General features: G+C 67.0%; 17 protein-coding genes. 7 read left to right on the top strand and 10 right to left on the bottom strand.

Features of this window, described 5'->3' with window-relative positions:
* Positions 1-14 precede the first annotated feature (14 nt).
* Positions 15-1,625, top strand: coding sequence for an NTP transferase domain-containing protein (locus tag AMK58_RS07535; RefSeq protein ID WP_035673753.1), 1,611 nt, complete (start codon positions 15-17; stop codon positions 1,623-1,625).
* A gap of 3 nt (positions 1,626-1,628) precedes the next feature.
* Here the strand turns inward: AMK58_RS07535 and AMK58_RS07530 are convergent, their stop codons facing one another.
* A complete protein-coding gene (locus AMK58_RS07530) occupies positions 1,629-2,342 on the bottom strand; it encodes a type 1 glutamine amidotransferase (RefSeq protein WP_035673750.1) in 714 nt (237 codons plus the stop codon).
* 169 nt (positions 2,343-2,511) lie between these two features.
* Between AMK58_RS07530 and AMK58_RS07525 the strand changes: the two genes are divergently transcribed.
* Positions 2,512-4,047 (top strand): bifunctional metallophosphatase/5'-nucleotidase, encoded by a 1,536-nt coding sequence (locus AMK58_RS07525; RefSeq protein WP_059398779.1) that lies wholly within the window; start codon positions 2,512-2,514, stop codon positions 4,045-4,047.
* Positions 4,048-4,126: 79 nt separating this feature from the next.
* Here AMK58_RS07525 and AMK58_RS07520 read toward each other — a convergent pair whose 3' ends face one another.
* Complete coding sequence (locus tag AMK58_RS07520) at positions 4,127-4,693, bottom strand: phasin family protein (RefSeq protein WP_035673747.1); 567 nt, start codon at positions 4,691-4,693, stop codon at positions 4,127-4,129.
* A 365-nt stretch (positions 4,694-5,058) separates the two neighbouring features.
* On the opposite strand from AMK58_RS07520, the gene ald reads away from it, so the two are divergent.
* Positions 5,059-6,177: an alanine dehydrogenase gene (ald, locus tag AMK58_RS07515; RefSeq protein ID WP_035673745.1), complete on the top strand. Its 1,119-nt coding sequence runs from the start codon at positions 5,059-5,061 to the stop codon at positions 6,175-6,177.
* A gap of 51 nt (positions 6,178-6,228) precedes the next feature.
* Here ald and AMK58_RS07510 read toward each other — a convergent pair whose 3' ends face one another.
* The 8 genes from AMK58_RS07510 to AMK58_RS07475 form a co-directional block, all read right to left on the bottom strand.
* Positions 6,229-6,906 (bottom strand): L-2-amino-thiazoline-4-carboxylic acid hydrolase, encoded by a 678-nt coding sequence (locus tag AMK58_RS07510; protein WP_035673743.1) that lies wholly within the window; start codon positions 6,904-6,906, stop codon positions 6,229-6,231.
* A gap of 39 nt (positions 6,907-6,945) precedes the next feature.
* Positions 6,946-7,866: a branched-chain amino acid ABC transporter permease gene (locus AMK58_RS07505; protein WP_051140243.1), complete on the bottom strand. Its 921-nt coding sequence runs from the start codon at positions 7,864-7,866 to the stop codon at positions 6,946-6,948.
* A 66-nt stretch (positions 7,867-7,932) separates the two neighbouring features.
* Positions 7,933-8,820: a branched-chain amino acid ABC transporter permease gene (locus AMK58_RS07500; RefSeq protein WP_059398778.1), complete on the bottom strand. Its 888-nt coding sequence runs from the start codon at positions 8,818-8,820 to the stop codon at positions 7,933-7,935.
* A gap of 104 nt (positions 8,821-8,924) precedes the next feature.
* Positions 8,925-10,139, bottom strand: a complete 1,215-nt coding sequence (locus AMK58_RS07495; RefSeq protein ID WP_059398777.1) for an ABC transporter substrate-binding protein — start codon at positions 10,137-10,139, stop codon at positions 8,925-8,927.
* A 43-nt stretch (positions 10,140-10,182) separates the two neighbouring features.
* Positions 10,183-10,905 carry an ABC transporter ATP-binding protein gene (locus tag AMK58_RS07490; RefSeq protein WP_035673739.1) on the bottom strand — a complete coding sequence of 241 codons (723 nt, stop codon included), beginning with the start codon at positions 10,903-10,905 and terminating at the stop codon, positions 10,183-10,185.
* Positions 10,898-11,653 carry an ABC transporter ATP-binding protein gene (locus AMK58_RS07485; RefSeq protein ID WP_035673736.1) on the bottom strand — a complete coding sequence of 252 codons (756 nt, stop codon included), beginning with the start codon at positions 11,651-11,653 and terminating at the stop codon, positions 10,898-10,900. The genes AMK58_RS07490 and AMK58_RS07485 overlap by 8 nt, the downstream gene beginning before the upstream one ends.
* Before the next feature lie 331 nt (positions 11,654-11,984).
* Complete coding sequence (locus AMK58_RS07480) at positions 11,985-12,458, bottom strand: MarR family winged helix-turn-helix transcriptional regulator (protein WP_014240398.1); 474 nt, start codon at positions 12,456-12,458, stop codon at positions 11,985-11,987.
* Between the two features lie 409 nt (positions 12,459-12,867).
* Positions 12,868-13,959, bottom strand: a complete 1,092-nt coding sequence (locus AMK58_RS07475; RefSeq protein WP_035673936.1) for an enoyl-CoA hydratase/isomerase family protein — start codon at positions 13,957-13,959, stop codon at positions 12,868-12,870.
* A 167-nt stretch (positions 13,960-14,126) separates the two neighbouring features.
* Here AMK58_RS07475 and AMK58_RS07470 point away from each other — a divergent pair, with 167 nt between their 5' ends.
* From AMK58_RS07470 to AMK58_RS07455, 4 genes are all read left to right on the top strand, one after another.
* Complete coding sequence (locus AMK58_RS07470) at positions 14,127-15,095, top strand: diacylglycerol/lipid kinase family protein (RefSeq protein WP_051140233.1); 969 nt, start codon at positions 14,127-14,129, stop codon at positions 15,093-15,095.
* Positions 15,096-15,120: 25 nt separating this feature from the next.
* Positions 15,121-15,969 (top strand): metallophosphoesterase family protein, encoded by an 849-nt coding sequence (locus AMK58_RS07465; protein WP_035673734.1) that lies wholly within the window; start codon positions 15,121-15,123, stop codon positions 15,967-15,969.
* Between the two features lie 62 nt (positions 15,970-16,031).
* Positions 16,032-17,045: a porphobilinogen synthase gene (hemB, locus tag AMK58_RS07460; protein WP_035673731.1), complete on the top strand. Its 1,014-nt coding sequence runs from the start codon at positions 16,032-16,034 to the stop codon at positions 17,043-17,045.
* Between the two features lie 61 nt (positions 17,046-17,106).
* Entirely contained in the window at positions 17,107-17,688 is a 582-nt protein-coding gene (locus tag AMK58_RS07455) for a YbhB/YbcL family Raf kinase inhibitor-like protein (protein ID WP_417890648.1), read from the top strand.
* Positions 17,689-17,698 lie beyond the last annotated feature (10 nt).

Here is a 17,698-nt window from a genome sequence, read left to right as displayed (position 1 = left end):
AGGAGTTCATCACCATGTTTTTCGGCCCGCTGCCCCTGCGGGAGCTGGAGGGCGCCATCCTGGCGCATTCGGTCCGCCGCGGCTCCGTCAGCTTCAAGAAGGGCCGCGTCCTCAGCGCCGAGGACGTGACCGCGCTGCGCGACGCCGGCCTCACCACGGTGACCGTCGCCAAGCCCGGCCCTGACGACGTGGGCGAGGACGCGGCGGCGGCCCGCATCGCCGCCGCCTTGAAGGGGCAGGAGATCACCATCGGGGCCGCCTTCACCGGGCGCGTCAACCTGTTCGCCGAATCGCGCGGCCTGTTCGTTCCGGATGTCGAACGGATATGCGCGCTGAACCTCATCGACGAAAGCGTAACGGTCGCCACCCTGCCCGCCTTCGCGGCGGTCGAGCCCGGCCAGATGGTCGCCACGGTCAAGATCATCCCCTTCGCCGCCCCCCGCGGCGCCGTGGAGGGGGCGGAGGTCGAGGCGTCGGCCGGGATGCCGGCGCTGCGCGTCGCCCCCTTCCGCCCCCTGACCGCCGCATTGATCCAGACCCGCCTGCCCGGCGTGAAGGACAGCGTCCTCGACAAAACCGTTTCGGTCACGCGGGAGCGCCTGGAGGTGATGGGCGGGCGGCTGGTTCGCGATTCGCGCTGCTACCACGGCGAGGCGGCTCTGGCCGACGCCATCGCGGCGGCGGGGCGCGTCGACCTGCTGCTGATCGCCGGGGCCTCGGCCATCACCGACCGCCGCGACGTTCTGCCGTCGGGCATCGAGCGGGCGGGCGGTGTGATCGAGCATTTCGGCATGCCGGTCGATCCCGGCAACCTGCTGCTGCTGGCCCGCATCGGCGAGACTCCGGTGCTCGGCCTGCCCGGCTGCGCGCGGTCGCCCAAGCTGAACGGCTTCGACTGGGTGCTCCAGCGCATCGCCGCGGGGATTCCGGTGACGCGGACCGACGTCATGCGTATGGGGGTGGGCGGCCTGCTGGCCGAGATCCCCAGCCGGCCCCTGCCCCGTTCCGGCGCCGTCGCGGTCGAGCCGCCGAGGGCGCCGCGCATCGCCGCGCTGGTTCTGGCCGCCGGGCGGTCGAGCCGGATGGGCGGCAGCAACAAGCTGCTCGCCGATGTCGGTGGGGAGCCGCTGGTCGTCCGCACGGTCGAATCGGTGCTGGCCTCGCAGGCCAAGCCGGTGGTGGTGGTGACCGGCCACATGGCCGAGGCGGTGTCCGCGCCGCTGGCCGGGCGCCCGCTGACCATCGTCCACAACCCGTCCTTCACCGACGGGCTCAGCGCCTCGCTGCGCGCCGGGCTGGCCGCCCTGCCGGCGGATGTGGATGGGGTGGTTGTCTGCCTCGGCGACATGCCGCGGGTCACGCCGCAGGCCATCGACCGGCTGATCGCCGCCTACAACCCGCTGGAGGGCCGGACCGTCTGCGTCCCGACCGTCCATGGCAAGCGCGGCAACCCGGTCCTGTGGGACCGCGGCTTCTTCACGGAGATGGCAAAACTCTCCGGCGACGCCGGGGCCAAGACCCTGCTGGCCACCCACGCCGATCAGGTGATCGAAGTGCCGGTGGAGGACGGCGGCATCCTCTACGACGTGGACACGCCGGAACTGCTGGCGGAGCTTCGCGGGTAAGGTTCAGGCGGCCCGTTCGATCACCAGATCCAGCCAGCGGCGGGAGATCGTCCGGGCGACCGCTTCGGCGGCGGGCAGGTGCCGCTCCAGCGCGGCGTCCAGCCCGTCGAGGATGGCCCGATTGCGCTCCCGTGAGTCGACGCCGAACTTCTCCGCCCAGCCGCGGACGATGGCGGCGTCGGCCTCCGGGTGGAACTGGAAGGCGTAGAGGTTGCGGCCGAGCCGGAAGGCCTGACGCATGCAGGCTTCGCTCCAGGCCAGCGGCACGGCGCCTTCGGGAAACTCGAAGGTGTCGTAGTGCCACTGCACCATGTGCAGCTCCGGCGCCAGCCCGCCGAGCAGCGGATCGTCCGAGGCGGCGTTGAACAGCCGGACCGCGCCCACGCCGATCTCCGCCACCGAATGACGATAGACGCGGGCGCCGAAGGCGCGGGCGGCCAACTGCGCCCCCAGGCAGATGCCCATCACCGGGCGCTCCTCCGCCGCGAAGGCGCGGATCAGCTCCATGACCTGCGGAAAGTGCGGCCCCTGTCCGTCGTTCCAGGCGTCCTGCGGTCCGCCCAGCACCAGCAGCCCGTGATAGCCCTCCGGCGTGGTGGGCAGCGCCTCCCCCTCGTCCGCGGCGACGGTGACCAGCGTCGCCCCGAACTCGGCCAGCGCGTCCCCGACGAGTCCGGCGGGGGCGTTTCGGTTGTTCTGAACGACCAGGATGCGCATGGAGGGGCCACGTCGGTTGGAGCTTAGTCCGCAGGGCGGATGCCCCGTTCATGAACGGCGGAGGCGGCGAAATCAAGCGGTGCAAGGCGGCTATGCGCCACGCCGCGGGACGGCGTAGAGTGCGATGACGCGAAGGAAGCCATTCAACTTCCCCAGGGAGACGAGATCGATGCTGACCCGGATTCGCACGCTGGCGGGGGCCGTCGCCCTTGCCGGCACCCTGCTGTTCCCCGCGACCCTGCTGTTTCCGACCTCCGCCGCCGCGCAGAACGGCACGGTGACCTTCCTGCACTTCAACGACATCTACGAGATTTCGCCGGTGAAGGGCCGCGGCGGCTTTGCCCCCCTGATGACGGTGCTGAAGACGGAGCGGGAACGCAGCGCCGGCGCGCTGACGACGGTGGGTGGCGATTTCCTGTCCCCTTCCCTGCTCTCCGGGACGACGCGGGGCGCGCAGATGCCCGACCTGTTCAACGCCATGGGCGTGAACGTCGTCGGCTTCGGGAATCACGAGTTCGACTTCGGCACGGAGGTGCTTAAGGCCCGCATCGCCGAATCGAAGTTCCCCTGGGTCGGCACCAACATCGCCGGACCGGACGGCCAACCGTTTCCCGGTTCGGTCGCCACCTGGACGAAGACGGTCGGCGACGTCAAGGTCGGCTTCCTCGGTGTCCTGACCCCGGAAACCGCGCACCTGTCCAGCGGCGGGGCGGAGGCCACCTTCACCAACGTGCAGGCCGCCGCGACCCTGGCGGTGAAGGCGCTGCGCGACGCGGGGGCGAACGTCGTCGTGGCGCTGACCCACCAGACCATCGCGGAGGACCGTGATCTGGCCGTCAAGGTGAAGGGCATCGACCTCCTGCTGGGCGGCCACGACCACGACCCGATCAGCGTCTACGAGGGCTCGACCCTGATCCTGAAGGCCGGGGCGGACGGCCATTATCTCGGCGTCATCGATCTGGCGGTCAGCACCAAAGCGACCGAAAAAGGGCCTGTGACCACCGTCGCTCCCGCCGGCTGGCGCTTCGTCACCACCACCGGGGTGGCCCCGGATGCCGAGGTCGGGGCGTTGGTCAAGCGCTACACCGACCAGCTCGACGCCACGCTGGCCGGGGTGATCGGGCGGACGGAAACCGACCTGGACAGCCGCAAGGACGTCGTCCGCTCGCAGGAGACGACGATGGGCAATCTGATCGCCGACGCGCTGCGCGACGGACTGAAGGCCGACGTCGCCATCACCAACGGCGGCGGCATCCGCGCCGACACGCTGCACCCGGCGGGCAGTTCGCTGACCCGCAAGGACATCTTCGCGGAAATGCCCTTCGGCAACGTCGCCGTGCTGACGCTGTTGTCCGGCGCCGACCTGCTGGCCGCATTGGAGCATGGCGTGTCGAAGGTGGAGGACAAGGCCGGACGGTTTCCGCAGGTGTCGGGACTGACCTTCACCTACGACCCGAAGCTGCCGTCCGGCACCCGCGTGACCGGCGTGACCGTGGCCAGCCAGCCGCTCGACCCCGCCCGGACCTACCGCGTGGCGACCAACGATTACATGCTGAAGGGCGGGGACGGCTACGCCGCGCTGGCCCGCGGCCGGACGGTGGTGGATGCCTCCGGCGCTGTGCTGATGGCGACGATGGTCATGGATTATGTGGAGGCGAAGAAAACGGTCGCCCCGAAGGTCGAGGGCCGCATCGTCGCGAAGTGACCGGAACACGCGCAAAAAAGAACGCCCCTGGACCGGCCGGTCCGGGGGCGCAAGGCCAGGATGGATCTTTGGTGAAGCGTCAGGCGCTGCGGCGTATGTGGCGCGCGGCCCCTTCGGCCCGCGCGTTCAGCCGCCGCACCGCGTCGTTCGCGGTTTTCGCCGACAGCTCCGACACCTTGACGCTGCGGTTCAGCAGAAGTTCCATCTCGTCTTTGACCATGCTGCTCTGCGCGGCGTAGAGGTCCTGGACCGACCGGCTGCGCATCATCGCGTTGATGCCTTCCGCGTTGCGGGCCATGGCCTCCTGGGCGAAGCCCATCCATTCGCGCATGATGGACTGCATCCCGTCCATCAGCACGGACCCGCACTGCGTCATGACGTCCATGTTTTCGCGGGCCTGTTGAGCGACCTCGCCTTGGGCTTGTGCGGACAGGCCCATCATGCGGTTGAGTTGATCGGAGGTCTGGCCGGCGACTTGGCCAGCCACCTGGGTCGCCTTTCCCATCATGTCGCTGGCCGTATCGGCACCGCGCTGGGTCGTCTCCGCGGCGGTTTCCGCCATGCGGCGGGTGGTGTCCTCGGCAACATTCCGGCCTTTGGCGGCGGTGTCGCGCGCGATGGTCTGCGCGTCCTTCTCTGAAGCCATCTGCCTTGCTCCTGGTTTCGTTCCGTCCGAATCGGACGCTCCCCCCATTTTTCTTGAGTGCCGCGATTTTTGTGCAGTGCGACACAAGCATCCATATACCATGGTGGCGAAGAATAGTTCCACAACTCTAAAAACTAACCTTACCTACTTTTTTGCGGATACAGAGGAATATCCACCAAGATTTATTGCAGAGAGTTTTGCATCAAATTTCATGGAGTGTTTTAATTGATCCAAAGAAAATCATCGAGCGGCACCGCAAGTGTGATGCGGATGGCCGGAGCACACCCCAAATTCTGAGGCAAGAAACCTTGAGCCGGCGCGCTGCCCGTCCTGGTCCGGCACCGGCCCACCCGCGGAGGATGCCCATGCTCATCGGCGTGCCGACGGAAATCAAAAACCATGAATACCGCGTCGGGCTGACCCCGGCCTCGGTCCGTGAACTGACGCATCACGGGCACAGCGTGCTGGTGCAGGCGGGAGCCGGCGCCGCCATCGGGCTGGACGACGGGGATTATGAAGCCGCCGCGGCGGAAATCGTACCGGACGCCGCAACCGTCTTCGCTCGTGCGGACATGGTGGTGAAGGTGAAGGAGCCCCAGCCGCGGGAATGCGCGATGCTGCGCCGGGGGCAGATCCTGTTCACCTATCTGCACCTCGCCCCCGACCCGAAGCAGACCAGGCAGTTGCTGGACTCCGGCGCCGTCGCCATCGCATACGAGACGGTGACGGACTCCCGTGGCGGCCTGCCGCTCCTGGCGCCGATGAGCGAGGTGGCCGGCCGCATGTCGGTCCAGGCCGGTGCCCATTGCCTGGAGAAGGCGCAGGGCGGGCGTGGCGTCCTGCTCGGTGGCGTGCCCGGCGTTCCGGCGGCCAAGGTGGTGGTGCTGGGCGGCGGCGTGGTCGGGACCAACGCCGCCCGCATGGCCATGGGGCTGGAGGCGAAGGTGGTCGTCATCGACAAGTCCCTGCCCCGCCTGAAGGAACTGGACCTGCAATTCGGCGCCAAGCTCCAGACGCTCTATTCGACGGTCGACACGATCGAGGAGCATGTGCTCGACGCCGATCTCGTCATCGGCGCGGTCCTCGTGCCGGGGGCCGAGGCGCCGAAGCTGGTGACCAAGGCGATGGTCGAGCGGATGCGGCGGGGCGCCGTGGTGGTGGACGTCGCCATCGACCAGGGCGGCTGCTTCGAGACCTCGCACCCCACCACCCACGCCGAGCCGACCTATCTGGTCGACGGGGTGGTCCATTACTGCGTCGCCAACATGCCGGGGGCGGTCGCGCGCACCTCGACCTTCGCGTTGAACAACGCCACCCTGCCCTTCACGCTGGCGCTCGCCGACCGCGGGTACCGCGCGGCGCTGGCGCGCGACCCGCATCTGCGGGCGGGGCTGAACATCCACGCCGGGGCAGTCACCTGCAAGGCGGTCGCCGACGCCCAGGGGCTGGGTTACCAGCCGGCGGAGGAAGCGCTGCGACTTTGAGTTCCGTTCCCGGAGGGTGGCGACGCCATCGCCCCCTCCGGGAACCGGCACTCAGGCCGATCGGAGCCGCGAGAAGCGGAAATCGCAGTGGCTGGCGCCGCCGGCCAAGGTTTGCGTTCGTTCCAGATGGATGCCGCGTGTCGCGTAGGCGTCGAAATCGAGACCGCAGATGTTCGGCAGAATGTCCTTGTCGCCATGGCGGGCCGCGAATTTGCAGAAACCGCAGGCTTTGTAGTTGATGCCGAACTCGAAATCATCGCCCGGACCCGGCTCGACGAAGTCGTAGACGAAATCCTCGGGAAACTGCTCCTGACGGCTTTTCTCCGCCTGCTCACGCAAAAACGCCTGATTCTCTGGCGACAGGAAGTGTTGCCCCGAGGCGAGACGCTCCGCTTCAGGCACGGTGAGCAATTGGGCTTTGTAGGTGTCCCGCTCGATCTCGCCGATCACGGACAGCGGCACGCCGTGCCGCTGGAGCACCCGGCTGATCGCCATGAAGCCGAGGAGACGCATGAAGAAGTCGCTCATGCGACTCTCCGCACCGCCGACATAGGGCATTTGCGTGAGCACGATGGCGAACTCGTCCATCACCTCCCGCTTGATCCCATCAACGCTGGATGGGTGAATGTGCTCGCCCAACATCGCTTCGGCAAGATCAAGGCGTTGGCGCATGGCGGCCTCCATCGCGCCGCGATGATCCTCGTAAAATGGATGGACCGTCTCAACCATTCGGTGCTCCCAAATGAACAACTGCAATTCTCAGCCGGCTCACGGGCGTTTTCCGCCGAAGCGGGAGGCGATCTCCCCGACGATGCCGCGGCGGAACAGCAGCACGCAGGCGACGAAGATGACGCCGATCACCACCGGCACCGGCAGGTTGCTCGCCGCCAGATAATTCTCCAGCGTCACCACCAGCGCCGCCCCGACCACCGGGCCGAACAGCGTTCCGATGCCGCCCAGCAGGGTCATCAGCACCACCGCGCCGGACATCTGCCACTGCACGTCGGTCAGCGTGGCGAGCTGGAATACGATCGCCTTGGTGCCCCCCGCCAGACCGGCCAGCGCGGCGGACAGGACGAAGGCCATCAGCTTGTAATGGTCGGTGCGGTAGCCGAGCGAGATGGCGCGCGGCTCATTCTCGCGGATCGCCTTCAGGACCTGCCCGAAGGGCGAATGGACGGTGCGCCAGATCACCGCGAAGCCGAACAGGAAGACCGCCAGCACCGTGTAGTACATCGCCATCGACTGGCTGAGGTCGATCACCCCGAACAGATGGCCGCGCGGCACCGCCTGGATGCCGTCCTCGCCGCCGGTGAACTTGAGCTGGAGCGCCATGAAGAAGACCATCTGCGACAGCGCCAGCGTGATCATGGCGAAGTAGATGCCCTGCCGCCGGATTGCCAGCGCCCCGAAGGCCAAGCCGAGTGTCGCGGAAAAGGCGGTACCCAGCAGGATGCCGAGTTCCGGCGGAAGCCCCCAGACCTTCACCGTGTGGGCGGTGATGTAGGCCGCCCCTCCGAAGAAAGCGGCGTGGCCGAAGCTGAGCAGACCGGCGAAGCCGATCAGCAGGTTGAAGGCGCAGGCGAACAGCGCGAAGCACAGCACCTTCATCACGAAGACGGGGTACAGCACGTAGGGCGCGGCGATCAGCACGAGCAGCAGCACGGCGAGCGCCAGCAGGCCCGGCATGGCCGGTCTTCCGGTCACTGGGGCCGCGGTTTCGCGGCGGGCGGCGTGGATCTCGGTCGCCATGGGTCACCTCTCCCGCCCGAACAGGCCGGCGGGCTTGATCAGCAGCACCACGGCCATGATGACGAAGACGACGATGTTGGACGCCTCCGGATAGAACACCTTCGTCAGACCTTCCAACAGGCCCAGGCCGTAACCGGTCAGCACTGCCCCCAGAATCGACCCCATGCCGCCGATCACCACGACGGCGAAGACGACAATGATCAGGTTGGATCCCATCAGCGGCGACACCTGATAGATCGGCGCGGCGAGAACGCCGGCCAGCCCGGCCAGAGCGACGCCGAACCCGTAGGTGGCCGTGATCATCAGCGGCACATTGATGCCGAAGGCCTGGACCAGAACTGGATTCTCGGTGGCGGCGCGCAGGTAGGCACCGAGCTTCGTCCGCTCGATGGCGTACCAAGTGGCGAGGCAGACGACCAGCGAGGCGACGACGACCCAGCCGCGGTAGTTGGGCAGGAACATGAAGCCCAGATTCTGCCCGCCGCGCAGCAGATCGGGAATGGGATAGGGCTGGCCCGACACGCCGTAGAAATGGCGGAACGCCCCCTCCACGATCAGCGCGAGGCCGAAGGTCAGCAGCAGCCCGTAGAGATGGTCGAGCTTGTACAGGCGGCTGAGCAGCGTCTTTTCCAGCAGCACGCCGAAGGCGCCGACGACCAGCGGCGCCAGCAGCAGCGCCCACCAGTAGCCGATCCCCGCCGTGGTCAGCAGCAGCCACGCCACGAAGGCCCCCAGCATGTAGAGCGCGCCGTGGGCGAAATTGATGACGTTGAGCATGCCGAAGATGACCGCCAGCCCGAGGCTGAGCAGCGCGTAGAAGGATCCGTTGATCAGCCCCAGCAGAAGCTGACCGAACAGCGCCTGGGGCGGGATGCCGAAGATGGTGGACATGGTGGTTCGCCTCCGGCCGTTTTCCGACCGTTTTGGGCGGCGGGTGACCGCCCCGGCTCCCGCCCCCGCACGCGGCGGCGGACGGGAGCCGGGGCGGGCGGGGATCAGCCCGGCAGCTTGCAGCCGCTTTCCGCCATGGTGGCGAAGGCCTCGTCACCAGGGATGGTGCGGATGATCTCGTAATAATCCCACGGCCCCTTGGACTCGCTGGGCTTCTTCACGCGGGCCAGATACATGTCGTGGACCATGCGTCCGTTCGGCAGGATCTTGCCGTTCTTGGCAAACATGTCGTTGACCGGCATCTCCCTCATCTTGGCGGCGACGGTCGGCCCGTCATCGGTCCCCGCCGCCTCGATGGCCTTCAGGTAGTGCTTCACCGAGGAGTAGCTGCCGGCCTGCACCATGGTCGGCATCTTGCCGGTCTTCGCCTTGTACTTCTCCGACCAAGCGCGCTTCTCGTCGTCCATGTCCCAGTAGAAGCCGGTGGTCAGGACGAGGTCCTGGGCGACCTGGAGCCCCAGCGCGTGCACGTCCGACAGGAAGATCAGCAGCCCGGCCAGCTTCTGCTGCCCGCTCTGCGTCAGGCCGAACTCCGACGCCTGCTTGATCGAGGTGATGGTGTCGCCGCCGGCGTTGGCGAGGCCGATGACCTGCGCGCCCGACGACTGCGCCTGCAGCAGGAAGGAGGAGAAGTCCGCCGTGTTCAGCGGCGCGCGCACCGCCCCCACGACTGTGCCGCCGGCCTTCTTCACCTGCGCCGCCGTGTCGGTTTCGAGCTGGTGGCCGAAGGCGTAGTCGGCGGTCAGGAAGAACCAGCTCTTGCCGCCCTCCTTCACGATGGCCTGCCCGGTTCCAACGGCCAGCGCGCGGGTGTCGTAGGCCCAGTGGAAGCCGGTGGGCGAACAGGCGTCGCCGGTCAGGCGCGAGGTCGCCGGTCCCTGCATCAGGAAGATCGTCTTCTTCTCGCGCGTCACCTCCTGCACCGCCAGGGCGACGCCGGAGTTCGGCACGTCGACGATGACGTCCACCCCGTCGCGGTCGATCCATTCGCGGGAGAGGTTGGAGCCGATGTCCGGCTTGTTCTGGTGGTCGGCCGAGACGACCTCGATCGGCTTGCCGAGAATCTTGCCGCCCACCTCCTCCACCGCCATGCGGACGGCGACCGCCGAGCCCTCGCCGCCGAGGTCGGCGTAGAGGCCGGAGCGGTCGTTGAGGACGCCGATCTTCACGACGTCGCCGGAGATCTTGCCCTGCTGGGCCTGCGCGGAACCGACAGCCAGCGCGGCAAGCGCCGCTCCGGCAAGCAGACGTGCAATCATTCCATTCCTCCCGGTTCGAATTCGAACGTTTCTGCTTGTTGATTCAGACACCCAGATACGTGTGCAGTTTCTCCATGTTGGCGGCGAGCTGGTTGTTCGGGATCATGTCCACCACATGACCTTCCTCCATCATGTAATGGCGGTCGGCGATGGTGGCGGCGAAGCGGAAATTCTGCTCCACCAGCAGGACGGTGAAGCCGCGCTGCTTCAGCTTGCGGACGGCCACGCCGATCTGCTCGATGATCACCGGGGCCAGACCCTCCGTCGGTTCGTCGAGCAGAATCATGGTGGCGCCGGTGCGCAGGATGCGCGCGATGGCCAGCATCTGCTGTTCCCCGCCCGACAGGCGGGTGCCCTGGGTCGAGCCCCGGCCCTGGAGGTTGGGAAACAGCTCGTAGATCTGCTGGACCGTCATGCCGCCGTCCTTCACGACGGGCGGCAGCGTCAGGTTTTCCTCGACGTTGAGCGAGGCGAAGATGCCGCGCTCCTCAGGCACATAACCGATGCCGAGGCGCGGAATCCTGTGCGGCGCCATGCCGATCAGCTCCCGCCCCTGGAATCGGATGGCGCCGGTGCGCTTGCCGACGATGCCCATGATGGAGCGCATGGTGGTCGTCTTGCCGGCGCCGTTGCGGCCCAGCAGGGTCACCACCTCCCCCTGGCGGACCTCCAGGTTCACCCCGTGCAGCACGTGGCTTTCGCCGTAGAAAGCCTGGAGATCGGCGACTTCCAGCATCGCCGTCCTCACCGTTGCGCCGTCAGGCATGACCGCTCCCCATATAGGCTTCCCGGACCTTCGGGTGGCGCGACACCTCGGCGTAAGGCCCCTCGGCCAGGACCTCGCCGCGGGCCAGCACGGTGATCCAGTCCGACAGGTTGGAAACCACGGACAGGTTGTGCTCCACCATCAGGATCGTGCGGTTGGCCGAGACCCGCTTGATGAGCGCCGCGATGCGGTCGATGTCCTCGTGCCCCATGCCGGCCATCGGCTCGTCCAGCAGCAGCATTTCCGGCTCCAGGGCCAGCGTCGTGGCAATCTCCAGCGCCCGCTTGCGGCCATAGGGAAGCTCCGCCGCGGGCCGGTGGGCGTAGCCGGCGAGCCCGACATCCTCCAGCAGCTCCATCGCCCTCCCGTTCAGACGGTCGAGCACCGATTCCGATTTCCAGAAGTGGAAGGAATTGCCGAGCGGCCGTTGCAGCCCGACGCGCACATTCTCCAGAACCGACAGATGCGGGAACACCGCCGAGATCTGGAAGGAGCGGATGATGCCCAGGCGCGCCACGTCCGCCGGCTTCACCGCGGTGATGTCGCGCCCGTTGAACAGGATGTTCCCATTGCTGGGTTGAAGAAACTTGGTGAGCAGATTGAAAACGGTCGTTTTTCCGGCCCCGTTGGGACCGATCAGCGCATGGATGGACCCCCGTTTCACCCGCAGGCTGACGTCGCGGACGGCGACGAAGCCCCGGAATTCCTTGGTCAGTCCGCGCGTCTCCAGAATGACGTCACTTGCCATATCCTCCCCATTCCCTGTTTTCAGCAGCCTTCCACGAGACCGCCTGTTGTTTGGTTCAGGTTAGCAGCAATCTGTCACACGTACAGCTTACGGAAAGAACGCAATCCCGTCCATCCGGAAGCATCGAAGACGTGACAAAGTACGGCCGGGCGGCAGAACCGCCGGCAAAAAAGGTCTGTGGAGGGCCGGAACGCGGGCATGAAAAAAGCGGCCACGCAGGGCCGCACACCGACTCGCGGCACGCCCCAGGACTCGAGGCCGGAGGCGTGCCTTTTTCTTTCGACGCAGGAGCCGGAAACCGCGGTACCGATACGACTCAGGCGGTCGTGGATCAGGCCGCCGAGGTCAGCGGAAAGCCGCTGTAGTCGAGTGACGCGGACCAGAAGCGTTCGAGCTTGCGCAGCGTCTCGTTCGCCTTGACCAGCTCCTCGTCGCTGAAGCCGGCCTTCTCCAGCGCCGTCAGATGGCGCTCGAACATGCGGCTGATCTTCTCGCGGAGATCCAGGCCCTTTTCCGAAAGGCGGACGCGCACCGACCGGCGGTCGTGCGGCGAACGCTCCTGCCCGAGATAGCCGTTCTCGACCATCTTCTTCACATTGTAGGACACGTTGGAGCCGAGATAGTAGCCGCGCGCCGTCAACTCGCCGACGGTCATCTCGTCTTCGCCGATGTTGTAGAGGATCAGGCTCTGAACGTTGTTGATGTCCTGGATACCGAGCCGGTCAAGCTCGGTCTTCAGCACCTCGAGAAAGTGGCGGTGAAGCCGTTCGATCAAGAGGATGCTTTCATAATAGGGTTTGCGCACCGCGGTCTCCTTTGGCTCGTACCGGACATGGGCCGACCTGTGGCCTTTCCGGGGTCCTTAAGGGGAGATTAACCGATCATTGTCCGGCAATCACCTCAATAATGCCCCAAAAGCACAGCCCGGGTTGTAGAACAGCCTGGCCCTGCGGAATATCCCCGTCCTGCCGTGCCAAGCCCCATCGCGGGCCAGGACATGCCTGGAATCCAGGCATCCCGGCGGCATTCCCGCCCGGTAAACCGGGCGGCAAGCCGACCCGTCCCATCCGACCCCCGACAACAACGGTCAGGCCACAACAACGGTCAGGTTTGAGACAAGTCCCGCAAGGATTTCCCCGATACTAACGCAGAAACGCACGGAATGTGCCCGCATCCTTGCACGTCCTGAGTGCAATAAAGGGGAGCGCGCCTCTTCATTCGGTAAAGCGCAAATCCCCGCCAACGGGTTCGGCGAAGTAACCATCGACCTCTTCAGCCGTCACTTCGGCAAGGGAGGCCGGCGACCAACGCGGATTCCGATCCTTGTCCACCAGCGCCGCGCGGATGCCTTCATAGACATCATGGCGGGCAAGGAAAGCGAGGCTGAGGCGAAGCTCCTGGATCATGCAGCTGTCGAAGTCCAGCTTGGCGCCGCGGCGCAGCGCCTCCAGCGTCACCTTCAGGCTGGTCGGCGACACCCGCTTCAGCGTGGCGAGCTGGCCGGTGGCCCACTCCGTGCCCTCTGCTTCAAGAGCGGCGACGATGGCCTCCACCGCGTTGTGGGCGTAGCAACGGTCAATGGCCGCGCGGTTGGCGGCGACCGGCGGTTCGCCGGCTTCCTCGCGATGGCGCGCGACCACCTCGTCGGCCGGCACGCCGTCGGCCAGCTCGGCGATCAGGGACTCCAGCTTGGCGCTGGGGATGAAGGCGTCGGCAGCGCCGACCTCGATCATGTCGGCCGCCTTTAGACGGTCGCCGGTCAGGCCCAGCCAGATGCCGACCTGCCCGGGCAGGCGCGGCAGGAAGTAGGTGCCGCCGACGTCCGGATAGAGCCCGATGCCCGTCTCCGGCATGGCGAACATCGTCCGTTCCGTCACGATTCGATGCGACCCGTGCACCGACAGCCCGACGCCGCCGCCCATGCTGATGCCGTCGATCAGCGCCACATAGGGCTTCGGGCAAGTGTGGATCAGGCGGTTGAGGACATACTCCTCGCTGAAGAAGGCGCGGATGGACGCGCCGTCGCCCTGCCCCGCCTTGGCGGCCTTGCCCGTCTCGTACAGGTTCACCACGTCGCCGCCGGCGCAGAAGGCCTTCTCGCCTGCGCCCTGCACGACGATGGCCTTGACCGCGGGATCGGCGATCCAGGCGCGCAGTTGCGGATCGAACAGGCGGATCATGCCCAGCGTCAGGGCGTTCAGCGCCTTCGGGCGGTTCAGCGTCACCAGCCCAATGGCGCCGCGGCGTTCGAACAGGATCTCGGCGTTCTGGGTCTGGGCGTTCTGGGTCTGGGCGGGGTCGCTCATGGTTCCGGTCGTTTCCATTTGTTCGTTTGTGGGGCGAATTGATCGGTTTCGGGCGATGATACGGGCGGCGGGCGGCGTGTCAAACCGCGGTTTCGCAGCGCAGCGTCGCGGAACACCGCCCCGGCCTCAGCCGTTGCCGCACCCACAGTCATGAGCGGGACAGTTCCATGATGGCAGCTTCAGCAGCGCAAGCGTCACGTCAGGAGGGAGAGGGCCGCAAGACGGCCATCATCCTCAACCGGTCCGCGGGAACGCTGGCCGGCCAGCCGATCGACGACACGGTGGCGGCGATCCGCAGCGCCTTCGAGCGGCACGGGGCGGAGGTGTCGCTGACCGCGGTGGAGCCGGCCGACTGCGCGTCGGAAATCCGCAAGGCCATCGACTCCGACGCGGAACTGGTGATCGTGGGCGGCGGCGACGGGACCATCCACACCGCGGTCAACATGATCCTGCCCACCGGCAAGATCCTGGGCATCCTGCCACTCGGCACCATGAACCTGCTGGCGCGCGACCTGAAGACCCCGCTCGACCTCGACGAGGCGTACGAGGCCCTGGCCGCCGGGGAGGTGAGCAGCATCGACGTGGCGGAGGTGAACGGCGAGGTCTACCTGAACAGCTCCGTCCTCGGCTTCTACCCGCAGGTGGTTCAGGAGCGCGAGGAGAAGCGCAAGCGGCACCGGCTGCTGAAATGGCCGGCAATGGCGCTCGCCATGGTCCGCACTTTCCGCCGCCTGCCCCTGCTCGACGTCCGGATCGACTGGGGCGAGGGGCCGCGCCGCGTGCGCACTCCGATTCTGGTGGTTTCCAACAACCCCTTCGACGGCGAGGCGGGCAGCATGCTCCTGCGCCGCAACACGCTCGCGTCCGGCAAGCTCGGCGTCTATGTGGCGCGGCAACGCGACCCCTGGGGGCTGCTGCGGCTGATGGGGCGCACCGTGCTCGGAACTTGGCAGCAGGATGAGGAGTTGGAAACGCTGACGGCCACGCAACTGACGGTGCACAGCCGGCGGCGGCGGCTGAAGATGGTCAACGATGGTGAAATCCTGCAGATGGAGCCGCCGCTGAACTACCGCATCCGTCACAAGGCGCTGAAGATCCTGCTGCCCAAGGCGGCCCCCGAAGGGGACGACGCGTGACGGGAATGACTGCCGGGGAGGTGTCGTGAAGAAGCTCGCCCATATCTCGGATCTGCATTTCGGGCGGATCGACCCGCTGGTGGTCGACGGCCTGCTGGCCGACCTGACGGCGGCGCGGCCCGACCTGATCGTCATCTCCGGCGATCTGGTCCAGCGCGCCAAGGCCCGCCATTTCCTGGAGGCGCGGGCCTTTCTGGAAAAGCTGCCCTTCCCCTATCTGGTCGTGCCGGGCAACCATGACATCCCGGTCTACAACGTGGTGCGCCGCTTCCTCGACCCGTTCGGAAACTACAAGCGCTACATCACCAAAGACCTCAGCCCCTTCCACATCGATTCGGAAATCGCCGTTCTGGGGATCAACACGGCGCGCTCGGTCATCACGGATTTCTCCGAAGGGCGCATGAACAAGGCGCAGATCAAGCGCGTGCGGGAGGTGTTCTGCGAGGTGCCCGACACCGTCTTCAAGGTGCTGTTTACCCACCACCCCTTCCTGCCGCCGCCCGATGCGCCGAAGACGAAGCTGGTCGGGCGGCACAAGCTGGCCCTGCCGGCGCTGGAAAGCTGCGGGGTGGACCTGCTGCTGGCCGGGCACCTGCACCGCGCCTATTCCGGCGACATCATGACCCACCACACCCAGGTGGCCCGCTCCATCCTGGTCGCCCAGGCCTCCACCGCAACCTCCACGCGGCTGCGCAACGAGGCCAACGCCTACAACCTCATCGCCATCGAACCGCCGCGCGTCACCTTCGAGGTGCGGTCCTGGGAAGGGGCGGCCTTCACCGGCGGCCTCGTCTCGCAATGGCGCAAGGACGGCCATCGCTGGGTCATGGAGATGCAGGACTCGGGATTCAGACCTGTGAGCGGTGCGGCTTGAGTCACGGCGGCCTTGCGGCGTAGGATCGCGCCGCAAGTTTTAAGAGCACATCAGGTCCCCGCATGTCCGCTTCGCATTTCCGGTCCCCGGCGTCCTTCCCGCGCACCCGGCTGCGCCGCAACCGCGCCGACGCCTGGACCCGCCGCCTCGTCGCCGAAAACCGCCTGACCGTGGACGACCTGATCTGGCCGGTCTTCGTCATCGAGGGGCAGAACCAGCGGGTGCCCGTGGCCTCCATGCCCGGCGTGGAACGTCTGACCATCGACCTGCTGACCGAGGCGGTGGCCGCGGCCGGCGACCTCGGCATCCCCTGCGTCGCCCTGTTCCCGGTCGTGGGCGCCGAGGGCAAGTCGGAGGACGCGGCGGAGGCCTACCGCCCCGACAACCTGATGAACCGCGCCATCCGTGCGCTGAAGGCCGCGGTGCCGCATGTCGGCATCCTGGGGGATGTGGCGCTGGACCCCTACACCACCCACGGCCACGACGGGCTGATGCGCGACGGCTACATCCAGAACGACGAGACGGTCGAGGTTCTGGCCCGGCAGGCGCTGTCGCAGGCCGACGCCGGCGTGGACATCGTCGCCCCTTCGGACATGATGGACGGCCGCATCGGCCTGATCCGCGACCGGCTGGACAGCCATGGGCATGAGTTGGTGCGGCTGTGCTCCTACGCCGCCAAATACGCATCGGCCTTCTACGGCCCGTTCCGCGACGCGGTGAATTCCGGCGGTTTCCTGAAGGGCGACAAGAAGACCTACCAGATGAACCCCGCCAACACCGACGAGGCCCTGCACGAGGTCGCCCTCGACCTGCAGGAAGGGGCGGACATGGTGATGGTGAAGCCGGGTCTGCCCTATCTCGACGTCATCCGCCGGGTCAAAGACACCTTCGCGGTTCCGACCTTCGCCTACCACGTCTCCGGCGAATACGCGATGCTGCGCGCCGCTGCGCAGAACGGCTGGCTTGATTACGACAAGGCCCTGCTGGAGACCCTGACCGGCTTCAAGCGCGCCGGCTGCGACGCCATTCTGACCTACGGCGCCGTGGACGCGGCGCGGCGGTTGAGGGAAGGCTGAGCCGTTCGGGCTCGTCTTTGAGCTGTTCGGGCGCACGGGTGTGCGGACGCTTTTATAGCATGTGGCCATCGCCGACCGATGGAGTTTCCTCATGCACAATCGTTCCGCTCTCCTGCTCGCCGCCATCCTTGCCATGGGCGCCGCCCCGGCCGCCGCTTTCGAGCTGACCAGCCCTGACATCAAGGACGGGGCGCCTCTGGGCGAGCGGCATGTCTTCGCCGGCTTCGGCTGCACAGGGGAAAATCTCTCGCCAGCGTTGGCCTGGAAGGACGCACCGGCCGGCACGCGCAGCTTCGCTGTCACCGCCTACGACCCCGATGCGCCGACAGGCAGCGGCTGGTGGCATTGGATCGTTTTTAACCTTCCCGCCACCACCCTGCGGCTCTCGGCCGGGGCTGGAAATCCGGACACCGGATTGCTTCCGGCCGGAGCGTTGCAAAGCCGCACCGACTTCGGTACGCCGGGCTACGGCGGTGCCTGTCCGCCGGTCGGCGACCCACCGCACCGCTACGTCTTCACCGTCCATGCATTGAAGACGGACAGCCTTCCGCTCGACGCGAACTCGTCGGGCGCCATGGTCGGCTTTCTACTGAACGCCAACCGCCTGGAAAAGGCCACGCTGACCGCGCGTTACGGTCGATGAGCGTGCAGAT

The organism is Azospirillum brasilense (assembly GCF_001315015.1).
Lineage (GTDB): Bacteria > Pseudomonadota > Alphaproteobacteria > Azospirillales > Azospirillaceae > Azospirillum > Azospirillum brasilense.
This window is presented reverse-complemented; position numbering and strand designations above follow the sequence as displayed.